Origin of the sequence: Blastomonas sp. CCH9-A1, assembly GCF_001557175.1 — a bacterium.
In the GTDB taxonomy this organism is placed as follows: domain Bacteria; phylum Pseudomonadota; class Alphaproteobacteria; order Sphingomonadales; family Sphingomonadaceae; genus Blastomonas; species Blastomonas delafieldii_A.
In genome coordinates this window covers 1-16,072 of the sequence record NZ_LSHM01000035.1, presented here as the reverse complement: position 1 = coordinate 16,072, position 16,072 = coordinate 1, and the positions used below count along the sequence as shown (strand labels likewise).

Genomic DNA, 16,072 nt, shown 5'->3' with positions numbered 1-16,072 from the left:
AGGTTGCAATGGCCCGACCGGGCTCAGCCGCGCACGGGCTTGGCAATATAGAGCGCCGGGAAGGTCCGCTTGAGATTGCTCACCTTCACCGCATCCCAGCGGACGATATAAGGGTGGGCCGGATTCTTGAACATGAAGTCCTGGTGATAGGTTTCAGCCGGATAGAAGGCCTTGTACGGCTCGACCGCCGTGACGATCTTGCGCTTCCACGCCCCTGACTTGTCGAGCTCTGCAATATAGGCGCGCGCCACCTGGGCCTGCGACTTGCCTACCGGCACTACGGCGGTGCGATACTGGGTGCCGCTATCGGGTCCCTGGCGGTTGAGCGTGGTCGGATCGGCGACCACCGAAAAGAAGACCTGCAGCAGCTGGCCATAGCTGACCTGCGATGGATCATAGACCACGCGCACCGCCTCGGCATGGCGCGTGCTGCCGCTCGACACCTCGTCATAGGTCGCATTGGCCTTGCCGTCGCCATGATAACCGGACACGGCGCTCTTCACGCCCTTGATATGGCTGAACACGCCCTCGACACCCCAGAAGCAGCCGCCAGCAAAAATCGCGACCGCCTGCTTACCCGATTCGGCTGCCTTGAGCTTGGGCGCCGGGATGATCTTCGCCTCTTCCGCTGCCAGGGCAGCGGGCTCCAGCACGGTCAGGGCCGCGCCGAACAGGCCGATGCCGGCCAGGATGGGGAGAAGACGCAAAGGCAGGTTCATTTCAGGATAGAACTCTCGATAGCGGGCCGCGCGTTTTCGGCACGGCCGTCTTCGGGCAGCAGCACGAACATCGCGATCGCGCCGATGGCAAAACCGCCCAGGAAATTGCGGAACAGATCCGACTTGAAGATAGTAGTCATGGTTCGTCTCTTGTCATGTGTCCGCAGGCCCGGTTCGGGGGAATGGCCTGCCGGGTTACATCGGAAGGACCATCTGGTGCCCCCGACGGGCGAATCAAGCAGCACCGCGGATAGTTCTGCTTGGGGTGCCCGCAATGTGCCTGAATCGGCTGTACGCGCTGTGAACCACGACACAGGCGATGGTTCAGCTTTTCGGCGAACGTCGGATGGAGGTCGATCAGGCGACCCAGCGGTCAATCGATCAGCCGCGCCCGCATCAGCCCGCGCAGCGAATTGCCCAGCCAGAAGCCGTTTGTCAGGTCGCCGGGCACCAGCCGCGCCTCCACCGCCCTGCCCTGCTCGATCAGCTCGCGCCGCAGCACGCCGGGGAGCAAGCCCTGATCCAGCGCGGGGGTGAGCAGCCGACCGTCGCGCTCGACAAACAGGCTGGTAAAGCTCCCCTCGGTCAGCGCGCCGCCGGCATCGGTGAACAGCACCTCGTCCGCGCCCTGCTGCGCTGCAGCCTCGCGACGGGGAGCGTCATAGCAATCCCGGTCGGTCGTCTTGTGCGCCAGCCGCAGATCGTCGGCAGCCAGCGCCATCGGCCGCAACGCTACCTTGAGCGGCTCGCCCAGCGGTGCGGGCATCGGGCGCATCTCGATCGCGGTATCGCCCGTCGCGGCGAGCAGCAGCCGGATGCGCGTGGGCATCTCCAGAAAGAAGCAGGCATGGTTGAGCGCGTTGCGCACGGCGTGCCGATCGAACGAAAAGCCCAGCGCCGCCGCGCTCGCCTTCATCCGCTCCAGATGCAGTTCCAGCCGGACGATGCCGCTTGCAGGATCAAAGCCCATGGTCTCGATGAGATCGAACCGCCCCGCCCTTGCCTGCAATCCTGTCGCCGCCTTCAAGAACGCCCCCTTGACCAGACATTCGCGCCATTCGTCTGCTGCGCCGGAATCCGCGACCACACCCGATCCCAGCCCCAGGCTGACCTTTTGCGTATCTTGCGCCAGATGCAAGGTGCGAATTGCGACATTGAACGCGGCGTCGCCCGGCTGGCCGCTTCGGTGCGGGTCGATCCGCCCGATCGATCCGCAATAGATGCCGCGCGGCCCGGCCTCGATTGCACGCAGCAATTCCATCGCGCGGATCTTGGGCGCCCCGGTGATCGAGCCGCACGGATAGATCGCGCGGAGAATGTCGATCACGTCGCGGTCCGGCGCGAGCGCCGCGCGGACGGTCGAGGTCATCTGGTGCACGCTGGGATAGCTTTCGATGCGGAACAGGTCGGTGACGCGCACGCTGCCGGGCACCGCGACGCGCGCCAGATCGTTGCGCAGCAGATCGACGATCATCAGGTTTTCCGCCCGGTCCTTTTCCGAGCCGCGCAGCTGCTCCGCCGCCAGGGCATCGCGTGCCGGATCTGCCTCGCGCGGGCGCGTGCCCTTCATCGGGCGGGCGGTCATCGCGCCATCGCGCAGCGAGAAGAACATCTCGGGCGACAGGCTCAATTGCCAGTCGGCACCGTCGAACACCACGCCGCCATAGCCCGCCGCCGATCCCGCGCGCAAAGCCCGATACAGCGCCAGCGGGTGGCCTGATATGGCAGCATGGTTCTGGAAGGTCAGATTGGCCTGATAGATATCGCCGCGTGCGATCGCCTCGTGCACCAGCGCAAAGCGCGCCGCATAGTCGTGCTCGGCCATTGCGGAGCGCGCCGGGGTGAGAGAGGCTTGCGCCTCCCCGCTCTGCAGGGTGAGCCAGTCCGGCACGGCCTCGGGCGGCATGACGTCATATCCTTCGAACAATCCGAACCACGCGAGCCGCATCGGCCCCAGCGCCTCGAGCAGCGGCCGCAGCCGGGGTTCGAGGGCATAGCCGGCCTCGTAGGCAAGATAGCCCGCCGCATGCAGCCCTTGCCGCCCCGCGCTGCGCAACTCGTCGAGCAACTGGTCCAGCTCCCCGGCGGTGTGCGCCGACAGGCAGCGCACCGGATCGCGGTACAGCCGCGCCGGGCTGGCCCCCTGGACACGGGCATCATCGAGCAGAACGAAGGGCTGGGAAAGAGGGGCGGGCCTGGGGTCCATGGCCCGCGCTTCTAGGGCCTGGCTGCATCACTGCCTAGAGGGGTGTTTGGCAGGCCATCTGGCTGTGCGGTTGCCAAGGGCGCGCGCGCCGCATAGACGGGCAGCAAGACATGAAGGGACGCAGGATGCATCGGCGCAGTTGGACATGGGCGCTGGCCGCGCTGGCGGTCGGTCTGGCTGTCCCTGTGGCCGCCGAGGACGCCGCCCCGGCCGATCCCATAGTGCCGCCCCCGGCTGCGATGGTCGCCGATGGCGTTCCGCCGATCGGGCAATCGCTGGTCGCCGATACCCGCCCCTATCTCGAATACCGCACCGCCGGTTTTGTCGGCTGGCACCCCGTCGACCGGTCGATGCTGATCACCACGCGCTTTGCCAATGTCGCGCAGTTGCACCGCGTCGCAGCCCCCGGATCGGCGCGGCGGCAGGTCACCTTCGAGGAAGAGCCGATCTTCAGCGGCAGCTGGTCGCCCGATGGCGAGGTGCTGCTGCTCGAGAAGGACGCCGGGGGTAACGAGGTCTCGCAGATCTATGCGCTCGAATCGGGCCGGCTGACTTTGCTGACCGACGGCAAGAGCCGCCACGCGCTGGGACCGTTCTCCGACGACGGCAAGCTTGTTGCCTATGGCAGCAACATGCGCACCGGGGTGTATAACGACATCTACATCATGGACCCGCGTACGCCCGGGTCGGCGCGGATGGTGCTTTCAACGGACAGCGGCGGCTGGGCGGCGATCGATTTCGCGCCCAACGGCCGCGACCTGCTGGTGTTCAACTATATCTCGGTGACTGACAGCCAGTTGCACATCATCAATGTCGAGACCGGCGCGATCCGGCAGGTGACGCGCGATGCCACCCCGGTCGCCTATGGCAATCTGCAATTCGCTCCCGATGGCCGTCTGTGGGTCTCGAGCGACAAGGACTCGGACGTCCAGCGGCTCGGGCTGCTCGACACCGAGACCGGGCTGTTCACCCCGATGATCGACGGCGGGCGTTGGGACATCAGCAGTTTCGATATATCGAAGGATGGCAAGACCATCGCCTATGTCGTTAATGAAGCAGGCTTTTCCAGGCTTTATCTTTACGACATCGCCAGTGGGGCCAAGCGCCAGGTGACGGGGCTCCCCCCGGGCGAGATCGGATCGGGAATGAAGTTTGCACCCTGGGGCGATCTCGGTTTCACCGTCTATTCCAACCAGTCGCCGGGTGATGCCTATAGCCTCGACCCAGCGACGCTCAAGGTCACCCGCTGGACCGAGAGCGAGACCGGCGGCCTCGACCCGGCGGACAATGTCCTGCCCGAACTGGTCGAGATCAAGAGCTTCGACGGCGAGGCGATTTCAGGCCTGCTCTATCGGCCCGATCCCGGGAAGCACCCCGGCAAGCGGCCGTTGATCATGTCGATCCATGGCGGGCCGGAGGGTCAGGCGACGGCAGGATTTCTGGGCCGAACCAATTATCTGATCAACGAACTGGGTATCGCGGTCTTCTATCCCAATGTTCGTGGTTCGACCGGGTTCGGCAAGCGCTTCGTCAATCTGGACAACGGGCCTTTCCGGCGCGAAAATTCGGTCAAGGATATCGGCGCCTTTCTTGACCGGCTCAACCGATATCCGACGCTCGACGCGAAGCGGTTCGGCGTTACCGGTGGCAGCTATGGCGGATATATGTGCTATGCCAGCGCGATCCGCTATGGCCGCCGCTTCAACGCGGCAAGCTGCATCGTCGCCATTTCGAATTTCGTGACTTTCCTAGAAAATACAGAAGAATACAGGCGGGACCTCAGACGGATAGAATATGGCGACGAGCGCGTTCCCGAGCTGCGCGCCAAGCTGGAGGAGATCAGCCCGCTCACCCGGGTCGATCAGCTGAAGATTCCGCTGATGGTGGTGACCGGCGCCAACGATCCGCGGGTTCCGGCGAGCGAGGCCGATCAGATCATCGATGCGGTGCGCTCGCACGGCGGCAGTGCCTGGCATCTGCTCGCACGCAACGAGGGACATGGCTTCCGCCGCAAGGAAAACGCCGATTATCTCTTCTGGGCCACGCTCGCCTTCTGGCAGCAGCATCTGCTCGGCGAACAGCCGGGCGCTGCCGACTGAACCTTCTCGCACAAGGATATCCCATGGTCGCCTCCGTCTTCGATCTGTTCAAGATCGGCATCGGCCCTTCGAGTTCTCATACCATGGGGCCGATGGTCGCGGCCGGGCGCTTCGTTGCGCGGCTGGAGGATGCGGGGCTGCTGGACAGGGTCGCGCGGGTGGAGACGCGGCTCTACGGATCGCTGGCGCTGACAGGCAAGGGCCATGCCAGCGACCGCGCGATCCTGCTCGGACTGGCGGGCGAGGAGCCGGTGACATGCGACCCCGACGCCGCGGACCGGCTGATCGAGACGATCCGGGCGGATGGCGAAATCCTGCTCGCGCGGCACCACCGCATCGCCTTCGACGAAGCGGCAGACCTGATCTTCCTGCAACGCGAGCGTCTGGAATATCACAGCAATGCCATGACCTTCACCGCCTTTGCGGCGGATGGTTCTGAACTCGACCAGCGTGCCTATTATTCGGTCGGCGGCGGCGCGGTGATCGACGAAGCCGAGACCGGCGGCAACGCGCCCGGCGGCGGCGGGCTTTGGGACGTGCCGCATGTCTTTCGCTCGGGCGCGGACCTGCTCGCCATTGCGGCGGAGACGGGGCTCTCGATCGCCGAGATCATGCGCGCCAACGAGCTGGCCGCGCGCAGCCCGGAGGCGCTGTCGGCAGGTCTGGCCGAAATCGCGTCGGCCATGTCGGCCTGTATCGACCGCGGCATCCGCACCGGCGGCATTTTGCCCGGCGGGCTCAAGGTCAGGCGCCGCGCGCCGCTCGTCATGGCGCATCTGATGGAGCGGCAGGAGCGGATGCTGTCCGATCCGCTGACCGTGATCGACTGGGTCAACCTCTGGGCGCTGGCGGTGAACGAGGAAAATGCGGCAGGCGGCAAGGTCGTGACCGCCCCCACCAACGGCGCAGCGGGGATCATTCCGTCGGTGCTGCGTTTCTACGACCGTTTCGCGCCCGGCGCGGATCAGGCTGGTATCGAGCGGTTCCTGCTCACCGCAGCCGCGATCGGATCGCTATTCAAGGAGAACGCCTCGATCTCGGGTGCCGAAGTGGGCTGCCAGGGCGAGGTCGGTGTCGCCTGCTCGATGGCGGCGGCCGGGCTGGTCGCGGCCTGGGGCGGGTCGGCGATGCAGGTCGAGAACGCGGCGGAAATCGGCATGGAGCACAATCTGGGGCTCACCTGCGATCCGGTCGCCGGCCTCGTCCAGGTGCCGTGCATCGAGCGCAACGCGGTCGGTGCGGTCAAGGCGATCGAGGCAGCGCGGCTGGCGATGATGGGCGATGGCACGCACCGGGTCAGCCTGGACGAGGTGATCGAGACGATGCGCCGCACCGGGCTCGACATGAACGAGCGCTACAAGGAAACCTCGCAGGGCGGGCTCGCGGTCAACGTGGTCGAGTGCTGAGCCGCTCGGCGCGTGCCTTCTCGCGCGCAACCTCGCGCAGCGCCATCGCGCGGTCCCACCAGGGATGGCCTGAATGGGTTTCAGCAACGGTGCGGACCCGGCGCCCACCGAGATAGATGGCAAGCCCCCCGGTCCGATCGAGCAACGCCCGGTCCGCCTTGAACCAGCGCGGACGGCAGCTCTTCGGCAGCCAGCGGCCCGCGATCACGATATCGGCCCTGCGGCATGCAGCGGCGAGGTCGCGTTCGGGAATGCGCTCGCGGCTTCGACCAATGAGCACCTTTTGGTCGCGCAGCACCAGGCTGCAGAAATCGGCATTGCAGCGCGCGCCCGGCCAGTCCTCCATCGCGATCGGCTCGCCCTGAAAGGCGGCGCTTTCGCTCAGGCTCTGCAGCGCATAGTCGCCGGTCCTGCGGCGCAGCAGCACCAGTCCGCCGCCGGGCGCGTTGACCGCAACATGCTGCCCGTCGCCCGTCACCAGCAGATCGGGCGCAGGCTGGAGCGCGGCGAGCAAGGAGGCGGTCGCCACCGGCACCAGCCCCAACCAGCGCCAGCGCGTTCGCCACAGGAACAGCCACAGCCCGCCAAGCACGAACAGCGCGAAGACGTGCCCACCGGTTCGCGGGAACAGCGCTACCGCGCCCGGTGCACTTGCGACAGAATGCGCCAGATCGATCAGTGCCTGGATCGCAATGCCGCACAGCCACCAGAAGGGCGCGCCGAGACCGACAGTATCGAGCAGCAGCGCCAGCGCCTCGACCGGCATGATGACGAAGGTGGTGAGCGGGATCGCCACCATGTTGGCGAGCGCGCCGTAGAGCCCCGCCTTGCCGAAATGGTGCAGCGCGATCGGCATCAGCGTGAACTCGATCAGCAGCCCGGTGAGGAAGGTCATCGCCAGGAAGCGCGACGCTCGCCCGGCCCAGCCTAGGTCCGCCGCTGCCCAGTGCCGCATCGCGGGAAGATCGTGCAGCGCGACGATCGCGGTGACGGCAGCGAAGCTCAGCTGGAAGCTCGGCCCCATCAGCGATTCGGGCCAGACCAGCAGCACCAGGAATGCTCCTGCCGCGATCAGCCGGGGCGAGACCGGATCGCGCCCGAGCGCCAGCGCGAGCAGCACCAGCAAGGCCGCCGCGCACGATCGGATCGTCGGCACCTCGGCCCCGGTGAGCAAAGTATAGCCGATACCGGCCAGCGCCCCTGCCCCGGCTGCGACGAGCGGCAGTCGCCAGGCGCGCGCGAGCGACGGGAACAAGGCGAGCAGCCGCAGCGTCAGCAGCCACACCGCGCCGATCAGCGCGGTGACGTGCAGCCCGCTAATCGAGAGCAGGTGCGCCAGGCCGCTCGACCGCATCGCCTCGGCATCTTCCTCGCTGATCGCGCCGCGATCGCCCGTCGCCAGGGTCGCGGCAATGCCGCCTGCCCCTCCGGGCACCGAGGCCTGGATATGGGCCGAGAGCCGCGCACGCAGCGAATCGAGCGCCCCGGCCGTTTCACCGGGCTTGAGCAGCTGCGGCTTGTCGAGCATGCTGCCGGTCGCGCCGAGCCCGTCGAACCAGGCGCGCTGGGCAAAGCTGTAACCGCCGGGCAGCGCCGCCTGCGCGGGCGGCATCAGCCGCGCCCGGCCTGCAATGATCGCGCCGGGCCGCAGCGTTGGGTCATCGTGTTTGAGCTCGAGATTGACTCGAACCTGCTCTGGCAGGCCCAGCGCAGGAACGGGCCGGATGATCAGGCGCACCATATCGCGCGCGGGGATCGTTTCGCGCGCCTCGATCCGGCCGGTCAGCGTACCGAACCAGGGTGCGGGCAGCGGGTCGGCGGCGACGCGCTCGGCGCGCCAGGCCATGGTCGCGCAACCTGCCGCGAGCATCAGCAGGCCCACGAACAGGCAGCGCGCGGCCAGTTCCATCGCGCGAAAGGACCGGCACCAGGCGAGCGGCGCCAGCGCGCCTGCCAGGCTGAGCGCGATGACCGCCACCGGCCATTCACCGCCGGGCAGCGCGAACCAGGCGGCAATCCCCGCGCCGAACGCGACGACGATCCATACCGGCAGCTGATCGCGCTCTGCCAGCAGCCATTGCCCTATGGCCGCGACGGAAGGCGGGGCCATTGAAAACCGGCGCAGACTGGCCATTTGTCGCTGCCAGAAAGCCGTGCTAGAGGCGGTCGAAATTGCCATCATCGGCGAGTTTGAAAGGAAAGCGTAAGTGAGTGCAAGCGGCGAAAAATCGGACCTTCCGGCGGGTGCGTCCGGCGGTCAGGTCGTAACCCGGTTCGCCCCTTCCCCCACCGGATTCCTGCATATCGGCGGCGCGCGCACCGCGATGTTCAACTGGCTGTTCGCCCGCCACCATGGCGGCAAGGCGCTGCTGCGGATCGAGGATACCGACAAGGCGCGTTCCACGCCTGAAGCGATCGACGCGATCTTTGCCGGTCTCGACTGGCTGGGCCTCGATTGGGACGACACACCGGTCTTCCAGAGCGAGCGCGCGGCACGGCATGCCGAGGTTGCGCACCAGCTGCTCGATGCGGGCAAGGCGTACAAGTGCTTCGCCACTGCGGAGGAGCTGGAAGCGATGCGCGCCGAGCAGCGCGAGAAGAAGCTGCCGATGCGCTATGACGGCCGCTGGCGCGATCGCGATCCCAGTGAAGCACCGGCGGGCGCCCCCTACGTCGTGCGGCTAAAAGCACCGCAATCGGGCAAGATGACGATTGCCGATCAGGTCCAGGGTAACGTCACCGTCGATACGCGCGAACTCGACGATTATGTCCTGCTGCGCTCCGATGGCACCCCCACCTATATGCTCGCGGTGGTCGTGGACGATCACGATATGGGCGTAACCCACATCATCCGCGGCGACGACCATCTCAACAACGCCTTCCGCCAGCTCGCGCTGATCCAGGCGATGGGATGGCCCGAGCCCGTGTACGCGCATATCCCGCTGATCCACGGCAATGATGGCGCGAAGCTCTCGAAGCGTCACGGCGCATTGGGCGTGGAAGCCTATCGCGACGACATGGGCGTGGTCTCCGATGCCATGTTCAACTATCTGCTTCGTCTGGGCTGGGGCTATGGCGACCGCGAGAAGATCTCTCGCGCCGAGGCGGTCGAGCTGTTCTCGCTCGCCAATGTCGGAAAGTCGCCCTCGCGCTTCGATGCCAAGAAACTGATCAACCTCAACGGACAGTATCTGCGCGAGATGGACGATACCGCGCTTGCTGCACTGGTCGCACCGCGCGTGGCGGCATTGATGCCCGAATTCGATCCGGCCGGCGGCATCGATCTGCTGGGCCGCGCCATGCCGGTGATGAAGCCGCGCGCGCGCGACCTCAACGAACTCGCCGAAGGAGCGCAGTTTCTCTTCAAGAATCGCCCGTTAAGCATGGACGAGAAAGCAAAATCCCTGCTAGACGAGGCAGGGGTCGCGGTCTTGCAGACAGTATTACCGGTTCTGGCCGAAGCACCGTCATGGACGGCTGCCGCGCTGGAGGAAAAGCTTACCCAATTTGCCGAGGCACAGGGGCACGGCCTTGGCACTTATGCCCAGCCGCTGCGCGCCGCCCTGACCGGACAGGCGCGCTCACCGGGTATATTCGACGTGCTCGAACTGCTGGGTCGCGAGGAATCGCTCGCCCGGATCAACGATATCACGCACGTGGCCGCCTGACGGCCCCACGCGCACCGTCACTACGTTTGGAGGAGAAGAACCGTGTCAGACAGCGCATCATTGAAGATCGGCGACAAGGAAAGCGGCTATCCGATCCGCTCCGGCACGATCGGTCCGGACGTCATCGACATCCGCAAGCTCTATGCCGAAACCGGCTGCTTCACCTATGATCCGGGCTTCACCTCGACCGCCAGCTGCGATTCCGCGCTGACCTATATCGATGGCGACGAGGGCGTGCTGCTGCACCGCGGCTATCCGATCGGCGAACTGGCCGAGGATTCGAGCTTCATGGAAGTCTCGTACCTGCTGCTTAACGGCGAACTGCCGAGCAAGGACGAGCTCGACAGCTTCACCTACACGATCTCCCGCCACACGATGCTGCACGAGCAGCTGATGCAATTCTATCGCGGTTTCCGCCGCGATGCGCACCCGATGGCGATCATGTGCGGCGTCGTCGGCGCGCTCTCGGCCTTCTATCACGACTCGACCGACATTGCCGATCCCGATCACCGCCGCATCTCGAGCCACCGGCTGATCGCCAAGATGCCGACGATCGCGGCCGCAGCGTACAAATATTCGGTCGGCCAGCCCTTCGTCTATCCCGACAACTCGCTGTCCTATACCGGCAATTTCCTCAAGATGACCTTCGGCGTTCCTGCCGAGCCCTATGAGGTCAACCCGGTGGTCGAGCGCGCGCTCGATCGCATCTTCATCCTGCATGCCGACCACGAGCAGAACGCCTCGACCTCGACCGTGCGCCTCGCCGGTTCCTCGGGTGCCAATCCGTTCGCGTGCATCGCGGCGGGCATCGCCTGTCTGTGGGGTCCGGCGCATGGCGGCGCCAACGAGGCCGCACTCAACATGCTGCGAGAGATCGGCACGCCCGACAAGATCCCGCACTATATCGAGCGCGCCAAGGACAAGAACGATCCGTTCCGCCTGATGGGTTTTGGTCACCGCGTCTACAAGAACTACGATCCGCGCGCGACCGTCATGCAGAAGACCGTGCGCGAGGTGTTCGACGCGCTCAAGGTCAGCGATCCGGTGTTCGAGGTCGCGCTGCAGCTCGAGGAAATGGCGCTCAACGACCCCTATTTCATCGAGAAGAAGCTGTTCCCGAACGTTGACTTCTATTCGGGCGTGATCCTCTCGGCGATCGGCTTCCCGACCACCATGTTCACCGCTCTGTTCGCTCTGGCGCGCACCGTCGGCTGGGTGGCGCAGTGGAACGAGATGATCTCCGACCCCGGCCAGAAGATCGGCCGTCCGCGTCAGCTGTATACCGGCCCGACGCAACGCCCCTATGTGAAGATCGGCGACCGCTGATTTTTCACGGCGGACATCGCCAGACAGACGAAGCGCCCTCCCCTCACCGGGAGGGCGCTTTGCTTTGAGGCTGCGTCCTAATGGCAGGCCGTAGTGCAACGTCCCTCGACTTCGCTCGGGAACGCGGGAGGTGGTCAGGGGTTCTCTGGATCCTAACCGTGCCACAGGAGCTGGCCAACATCCTGGCACCCCCCTTCCGTTTGTCCCGAGCGAAGTCGAGGGACGTAGGCGCAGAAGCGGGATTCCTGCTTTCGCGGGAATGACGAGGCTGGCTTAATGAAAGCGGAACGCGCGCGTCAGACGCGCATCGGCATCAGCACGTAGAGCGCGGTGGCCTTGTCGTTCTCGCGGATCAGCGTCGGGGCGCTGCTGTCGGCCAGGTGAAGCTCGACCACATCGCCATCGATCTCGCTCAGGATGTCGAGCAGATAACGCGCGTTGAAGCCGATCTCGAACCCGTCGCTGGCATACTGCCCTTCGACCTCTTCGGCCGCGGTGCCGTTTTCCGGGCTGGTGACCGAAAGCGTGATCTTGTCCTTTTCCAGCGCCATCTTGACCGCGCGGGTCTTTTCGGTGGCGATGGTGGCAACGCGGTCGACGCCCTGTTCAAAGGCGCGCGGGTCGATCTTGAGCAGCTTGTCGTTCGCGGTCGGGATGACGCGGCTGTAATCGGGGAAGGTCCCGTCGATCAGCTTCGAGGTCAGGATCGCGCTGCCCAGGGTGAAGCGGATCTTGCTCGCCGACAGGTCGACCTGCACGCGCGAATCGCCGCGCTCGTCGAGCAGCTTGCGCAGTTCGGCGATGCATTTGCGCGGCACGATCACGTCGGGCATGCCTTCCGCGCCATCGGGCCGGTCGAGCGTCACGCGCGCGAGGCGGTGGCCATCGGTCGCGGCGGCCTTGAGCACCGGTCGGTCATCATCGGCGACGTGTAGGAAGATGCCGTTCAAATAATAGCGCGTCTCTTCAGTCGAGATCGCGAAACGCGTCTTGTCGATGATCTGCACCAGCTCCGCCGCAGCCAGCTCGAAGCTGGTCGGCAGGTCGCCCTCGGCAATCACCGGGAAGTCGTCGCGCGGCAGCGTCGGCAGCGTGAAGCGGCTGCGGCCTGCGCGCACCAGCATCTTGCCGTCGGCGGCATCGAGCATCACCTGGCTGCCATCGGGCAGCTTGCGCGCGATCTCGAACAGCGTGTGCGCCGATACCGTGATCGATCCGGGGGTCTCGACCGAATAGGCGCTCATCGTCTCGACGATCTGCAGGTCGAGATCGGTCGCCATGAAGCGCAGCGCGCCATCGCTCGACGCCTCGATCAGCACGTTCGACAGGATGGGGATCGTGTTGCGCCGTTCCACCACCGACTGAACATGGCTGAGGCTCTTGAGGAGCGTCGCGCGTTCGATTGTCGCTTTCATGAAAATCCCCCGAGGCACTGCGGCCTCATCAGCAAATGACATATCCGCCATGCAGGCAGATTCCGGACCCACTTCATTAACAAGATTGGCTTTAGGGGCAAGCCGATAGCCGGGGAAACGCGCCAAAACTGTGGAAAATGACGGGATAGACTTGCCTATTGGCCCCCCTTTGCCGAAACGGGTCCGATATGACGCAAAATTCCCGCTTCACCTGCCCGCCGGTGCCCGGACGCCTGTTCATCGCGCGCCATGGCGAGACCGTGTTCAACGCCGCCAAAAGACTGCAGGGTGACCATCTGCACACCCCGCTGACACGCGCGGGCTTTGCCCAGGCCGATGCCATGGGCGCAGCGCTCGCAAGCGTGCTGGGGACGAAGCCGGATTTGAAGCTCTGGGCATCGGATACCGGCCGCGCGCTCCAGACGCTGGCGGTGATCACCGAACATCTCGGGCTCGACTGGCACGATGCCGCGCGCGACATCCGCCTTGCCGAGATCGGCATGGGTTGCTGGGGCGGGCGCTATTATGCCGAGGTGGTCGAAAAGGTCGGCCCGATCGTCAGCGCCGACATGCTGCTCACGCCCGCCCCCGATGGCGAGACTTATCCCGAGATTGCCGAGCGCGTCATCGGGTGGCTGGCCGATCATGCCGACGAACCGGGCGACCGGCTGGTGATCATGCACGGCATATCCAGCCGGGTGCTGCGCGGCGTGCTGCTCGGCCTGCCCGAACACCCGCAATTCGGCGCGCCGATCGCGCCCGGTCTGCCGCAGGGATCGGTAGTGATGATCGAGAACAGCCAGGAGCAAATCGTCGTCACCGGCACCGGCGGAGGTCATGCGTGAGGCGATGCGTCGCCGCGCTTGCGCTGATCGCCTCGCTCGTGCCGACGGCACACGCGCGCGACAGCCTCGGCGTATTCGAGGCCTGGGGCGCCTTCCGCGACCCGCAAGTGCCCCGCTGTTATGCCATAGCGCAACCCGATGAGATACGCGGGACCCGGCAATACCGCCCCTTTGCCAGCATCGGCTATTGGCCCAAGCGCGGCGTGCGCGGCCAGTTCCACCTGCGTTTGAGCCGTGCGATGGCTAGGGGGCAAGCCGTCACGCTGACGATCGGCATCCGCCGCTTTCGCCTGACCGGTGGCGGCGGCGATGCCTGGGCCCGCGACAAGACGATGGATGCCAGCATTATCGCCGCGATGCGCTCGGCGCGCGAAATGACCGCGAGCAGCCAGGATGCACGCGGCAACACCATCCGCGACCTGTATCTGCTGAAGGGCGCCGCGACCGCGATGGACGCCGCTGCCCTGGGCTGTGCGCGACGCAGCTAGATACGCTCGAGCAGCCGCTCGACACTGGCATGGGCCGCCTTGTGATGGTCGCCCCTGGCACGCCCCTCCTCTTCCAGCGCGGCGCGGAGCGCGTCGATCTGCACGTCGGTGAGATGCTCGATGCCGATAAAGGCATTGCGCGCGTCCTGCTGCGCGCGGATCAATTCGTCGAGCTTGGCCTGCATCGCCGCCGCATCGCGGTTCTGGCTGTTCTGGATCACGAACACCATCAGGAAGGTGATGATCGTGGTGCCAGTGTTGATCACCAGCTGCCACGTATCCGAATAGTCGAATACCGGCCCGGTTACCCCCCAGATCACGATGATCAAAGTGGCCGCGAAAAAGGCAAAGGGCCTGCCCACCAGCCAGGCGACACGGGTGGCAATCACGGTGAAGAAACGATCCATGGGGGCTCCTGAAGACGTCGGACGGTGGTTCGCCAGCGGCACAGCTAGCAATTCCGCCGGAATTTGACTATGTGCGCCGCCATGAACGCCGAAACGCCTATCTCCATGCCCATCCCGGGCCATATCGACCCCGTGCCGGTGCCGCGCGCGATCACGCCGCGCGCCGATGGCCGCAGCGACCTGATGGGCCTTGCGCGCGAGGATATCGGCGCGCTTCTCGAGGCTGCCGGGCTCGACCGCAAGCAGGCTAAGCTGCGCTCGAAACAGCTGTTCCACTGGATCTACCATCGCGGCGTCACCGATTTCGAAAGCATGACCGACATCGCCAAGCCGATGCGTCCATGGCTCGCCGAGCGCTTCGTCATCGGTCGTCCCGAAATCGTCGAGGCGCAGGTTTCGAGCGACGGCACGCGCAAATGGCTGCTGCGCACCGACGACGGCCAGGATTACGAGATGGTCTTCATCCCCGATGCGGACCGCGGCACCCTGTGCATCTCGAGCCAGGTGGGCTGCACGCTCAACTGCCGCTTCTGCCATACCGGCACGATGCGGCTGGTGCGCAACCTGACGCCGGGCGAGATCGTCGGCCAAGTGATGCTCGCGCGCGATGCGCTAGGCGAATGGCCCAAGGGCGCGATGGACCGGCTCGACGAGGACGAGGACGCTGCCGCCTATACCGCCGATGGCCGGCTGCTCACCAATATCGTGCTGATGGGCATGGGCGAGCCGCTGTACAATTTCGATCATGTCCGCGACGCGATGAAGGTCGTCATGCACGGCGACGGCTTGGCGCTCTCCAAGCGGCGCATCACGCTGTCGACCAGCGGCGTCGTGCCGATGATGGCGCGCTGCGGCGAGGAGATCGGCGTGAACCTCGCGGTCTCGCTGCATGCGGTGACCAAGGAGGTGCGCGACGAGATCGTGCCCTTGAACCGCAAATACGGGCTCGAACAGCTGCTCCAGGCCTGCGCGGACTATCCCGGCGCGAGCAATGCGCGCCGCATCACCTTCGAATATGTGATGCTCAAGGACAAGAACGACAGCGACGAAGACGCGCGCGAGCTCGTCCGGCTGCTCAAGGCTTATGGCCTGCCCGCCAAGGTGAACCTGATCCCGTTCAACCCCTGGCCCGGCGCGGCGTACGAATGCTCCGATCCCGAGCGGATCAAGCGCTTTTCGGACATCGTGTTCGAAGGCGGCATCAGCGCGCCGGTGCGCACCCCGCGCGGCCGCGATATCATGGCCGCGTGCGGGCAGCTGAAATCGGCCGCCGAAAAGAAGAGCCGCGCCGAGCTCGACCGGCTGGCCGAAGAGAAGCAGGCGGCTTTGGGTTAGCTCTCCTTAAATCCTCCCCGAGCTTGTCTCGGGGAGGGGGACCGCCGACTGCAAGTCGGTGGTGGAGGGGAAGCGAGATGGCACATCTGCTCATCTGAAGCACGACCCCGCTGCCCCTCCACCACCCGCTGCGCGGGCGGTCCCCCTCCCCCAGCAAG

13 protein-coding genes are annotated in these 16,072 nt (G+C 65.7%); 7 read left to right on the top strand and 6 right to left on the bottom strand.

Features of this window, described 5'->3' with window-relative positions; translation table 11 throughout:
* Window positions 1-23 precede the first annotated feature (23 nt).
* The 3 genes from msrA to pabB form a co-directional block, all read right to left on the bottom strand.
* Window positions 24-719, bottom strand: coding sequence for a peptide-methionine (S)-S-oxide reductase MsrA (msrA, locus tag AX725_RS11055; protein ID WP_060977108.1), 696 nt, complete (start codon window positions 717-719; stop codon window positions 24-26).
* Window positions 716-859 (bottom strand): hypothetical protein, encoded by a 144-nt coding sequence (locus tag AX725_RS21290; protein ID WP_167348181.1) that lies wholly within the window; start codon window positions 857-859, stop codon window positions 716-718. The genes msrA and AX725_RS21290 overlap by 4 nt, the downstream gene beginning before the upstream one ends.
* A 233-nt stretch (window positions 860-1,092) precedes the next feature.
* A complete protein-coding gene (gene pabB / locus AX725_RS11050) occupies window positions 1,093-2,925 on the bottom strand; it encodes an aminodeoxychorismate synthase component I (RefSeq protein WP_060977107.1) in 1,833 nt (610 codons plus the stop codon).
* Between the two features lie 125 nt (window positions 2,926-3,050).
* Between pabB and AX725_RS11045 the strand changes: the two genes are divergently transcribed.
* Both AX725_RS11045 and AX725_RS11040 read left to right on the top strand, forming a co-directional pair.
* A complete protein-coding gene (locus AX725_RS11045) occupies window positions 3,051-5,024 on the top strand; it encodes a S9 family peptidase (RefSeq protein WP_060977106.1) in 1,974 nt (657 codons plus the stop codon).
* A gap of 23 nt (window positions 5,025-5,047) precedes the next feature.
* Window positions 5,048-6,430, top strand: coding sequence for an L-serine ammonia-lyase (locus AX725_RS11040; RefSeq protein WP_060977105.1), 1,383 nt, complete (start codon window positions 5,048-5,050; stop codon window positions 6,428-6,430).
* On the opposite strand, the gene AX725_RS11035 is transcribed toward AX725_RS11040, so the two are convergent.
* The gene (locus AX725_RS11035) at window positions 6,411-8,564 is read right to left on the bottom strand and encodes a ComEC/Rec2 family competence protein (RefSeq protein ID WP_208597795.1); all 2,154 of its coding nucleotides are present in this window, start codon (window positions 8,562-8,564) and stop codon (window positions 6,411-6,413) included. The genes AX725_RS11040 and AX725_RS11035 overlap by 20 nt on opposite strands.
* Window positions 8,565-8,637: 73 nt before the next feature.
* Between AX725_RS11035 and gltX the strand changes: the two genes are divergently transcribed.
* Window positions 8,638-10,098 carry a glutamate--tRNA ligase gene (gltX, locus tag AX725_RS11030; protein WP_060977103.1) on the top strand — a complete coding sequence of 487 codons (1,461 nt, stop codon included), beginning with the start codon at window positions 8,638-8,640 and terminating at the stop codon, window positions 10,096-10,098.
* 42 nt (window positions 10,099-10,140) lie between these two features.
* Window positions 10,141-11,424, top strand: a complete 1,284-nt coding sequence (locus AX725_RS11025; protein WP_060977102.1) for a citrate synthase — start codon at window positions 10,141-10,143, stop codon at window positions 11,422-11,424.
* A gap of 296 nt (window positions 11,425-11,720) precedes the next feature.
* On the opposite strand, the gene dnaN is transcribed toward AX725_RS11025, so the two are convergent.
* Window positions 11,721-12,839, bottom strand: a complete 1,119-nt coding sequence (gene dnaN, locus AX725_RS11020; RefSeq protein WP_060977101.1) for a DNA polymerase III subunit beta — start codon at window positions 12,837-12,839, stop codon at window positions 11,721-11,723.
* A 188-nt stretch (window positions 12,840-13,027) separates the two neighbouring features.
* Between dnaN and AX725_RS11015 the strand changes: the two genes are divergently transcribed.
* Together AX725_RS11015 and AX725_RS11010 are read left to right on the top strand one after the other, a co-directional pair.
* Window positions 13,028-13,684, top strand: coding sequence for a histidine phosphatase family protein (locus tag AX725_RS11015; protein ID WP_060977100.1), 657 nt, complete (start codon window positions 13,028-13,030; stop codon window positions 13,682-13,684).
* On the top strand, window positions 13,681-14,172 hold the full coding sequence (locus AX725_RS11010) for a hypothetical protein (protein ID WP_066114038.1): 492 nt from the start codon (window positions 13,681-13,683) through the stop codon (window positions 14,170-14,172). The genes AX725_RS11015 and AX725_RS11010 overlap by 4 nt, the downstream gene beginning before the upstream one ends.
* Here the strand turns inward: AX725_RS11010 and AX725_RS11005 are convergent.
* Window positions 14,169-14,579, bottom strand: coding sequence for a low affinity iron permease family protein (locus AX725_RS11005; protein ID WP_060977098.1), 411 nt, complete (start codon window positions 14,577-14,579; stop codon window positions 14,169-14,171). The two genes, AX725_RS11010 and AX725_RS11005, sit on opposite strands and share 4 nt — an antisense overlap.
* Before the next feature lie 81 nt (window positions 14,580-14,660).
* Here AX725_RS11005 and rlmN point away from each other — a divergent pair, with 81 nt between their 5' ends.
* Window positions 14,661-15,914: a dual-specificity RNA methyltransferase RlmN gene (rlmN, locus tag AX725_RS11000; protein ID WP_208597794.1), complete on the top strand. Its 1,254-nt coding sequence runs from the start codon at window positions 14,661-14,663 to the stop codon at window positions 15,912-15,914.
* The last annotated feature ends 158 nt before the right edge of the window (window positions 15,915-16,072 follow it).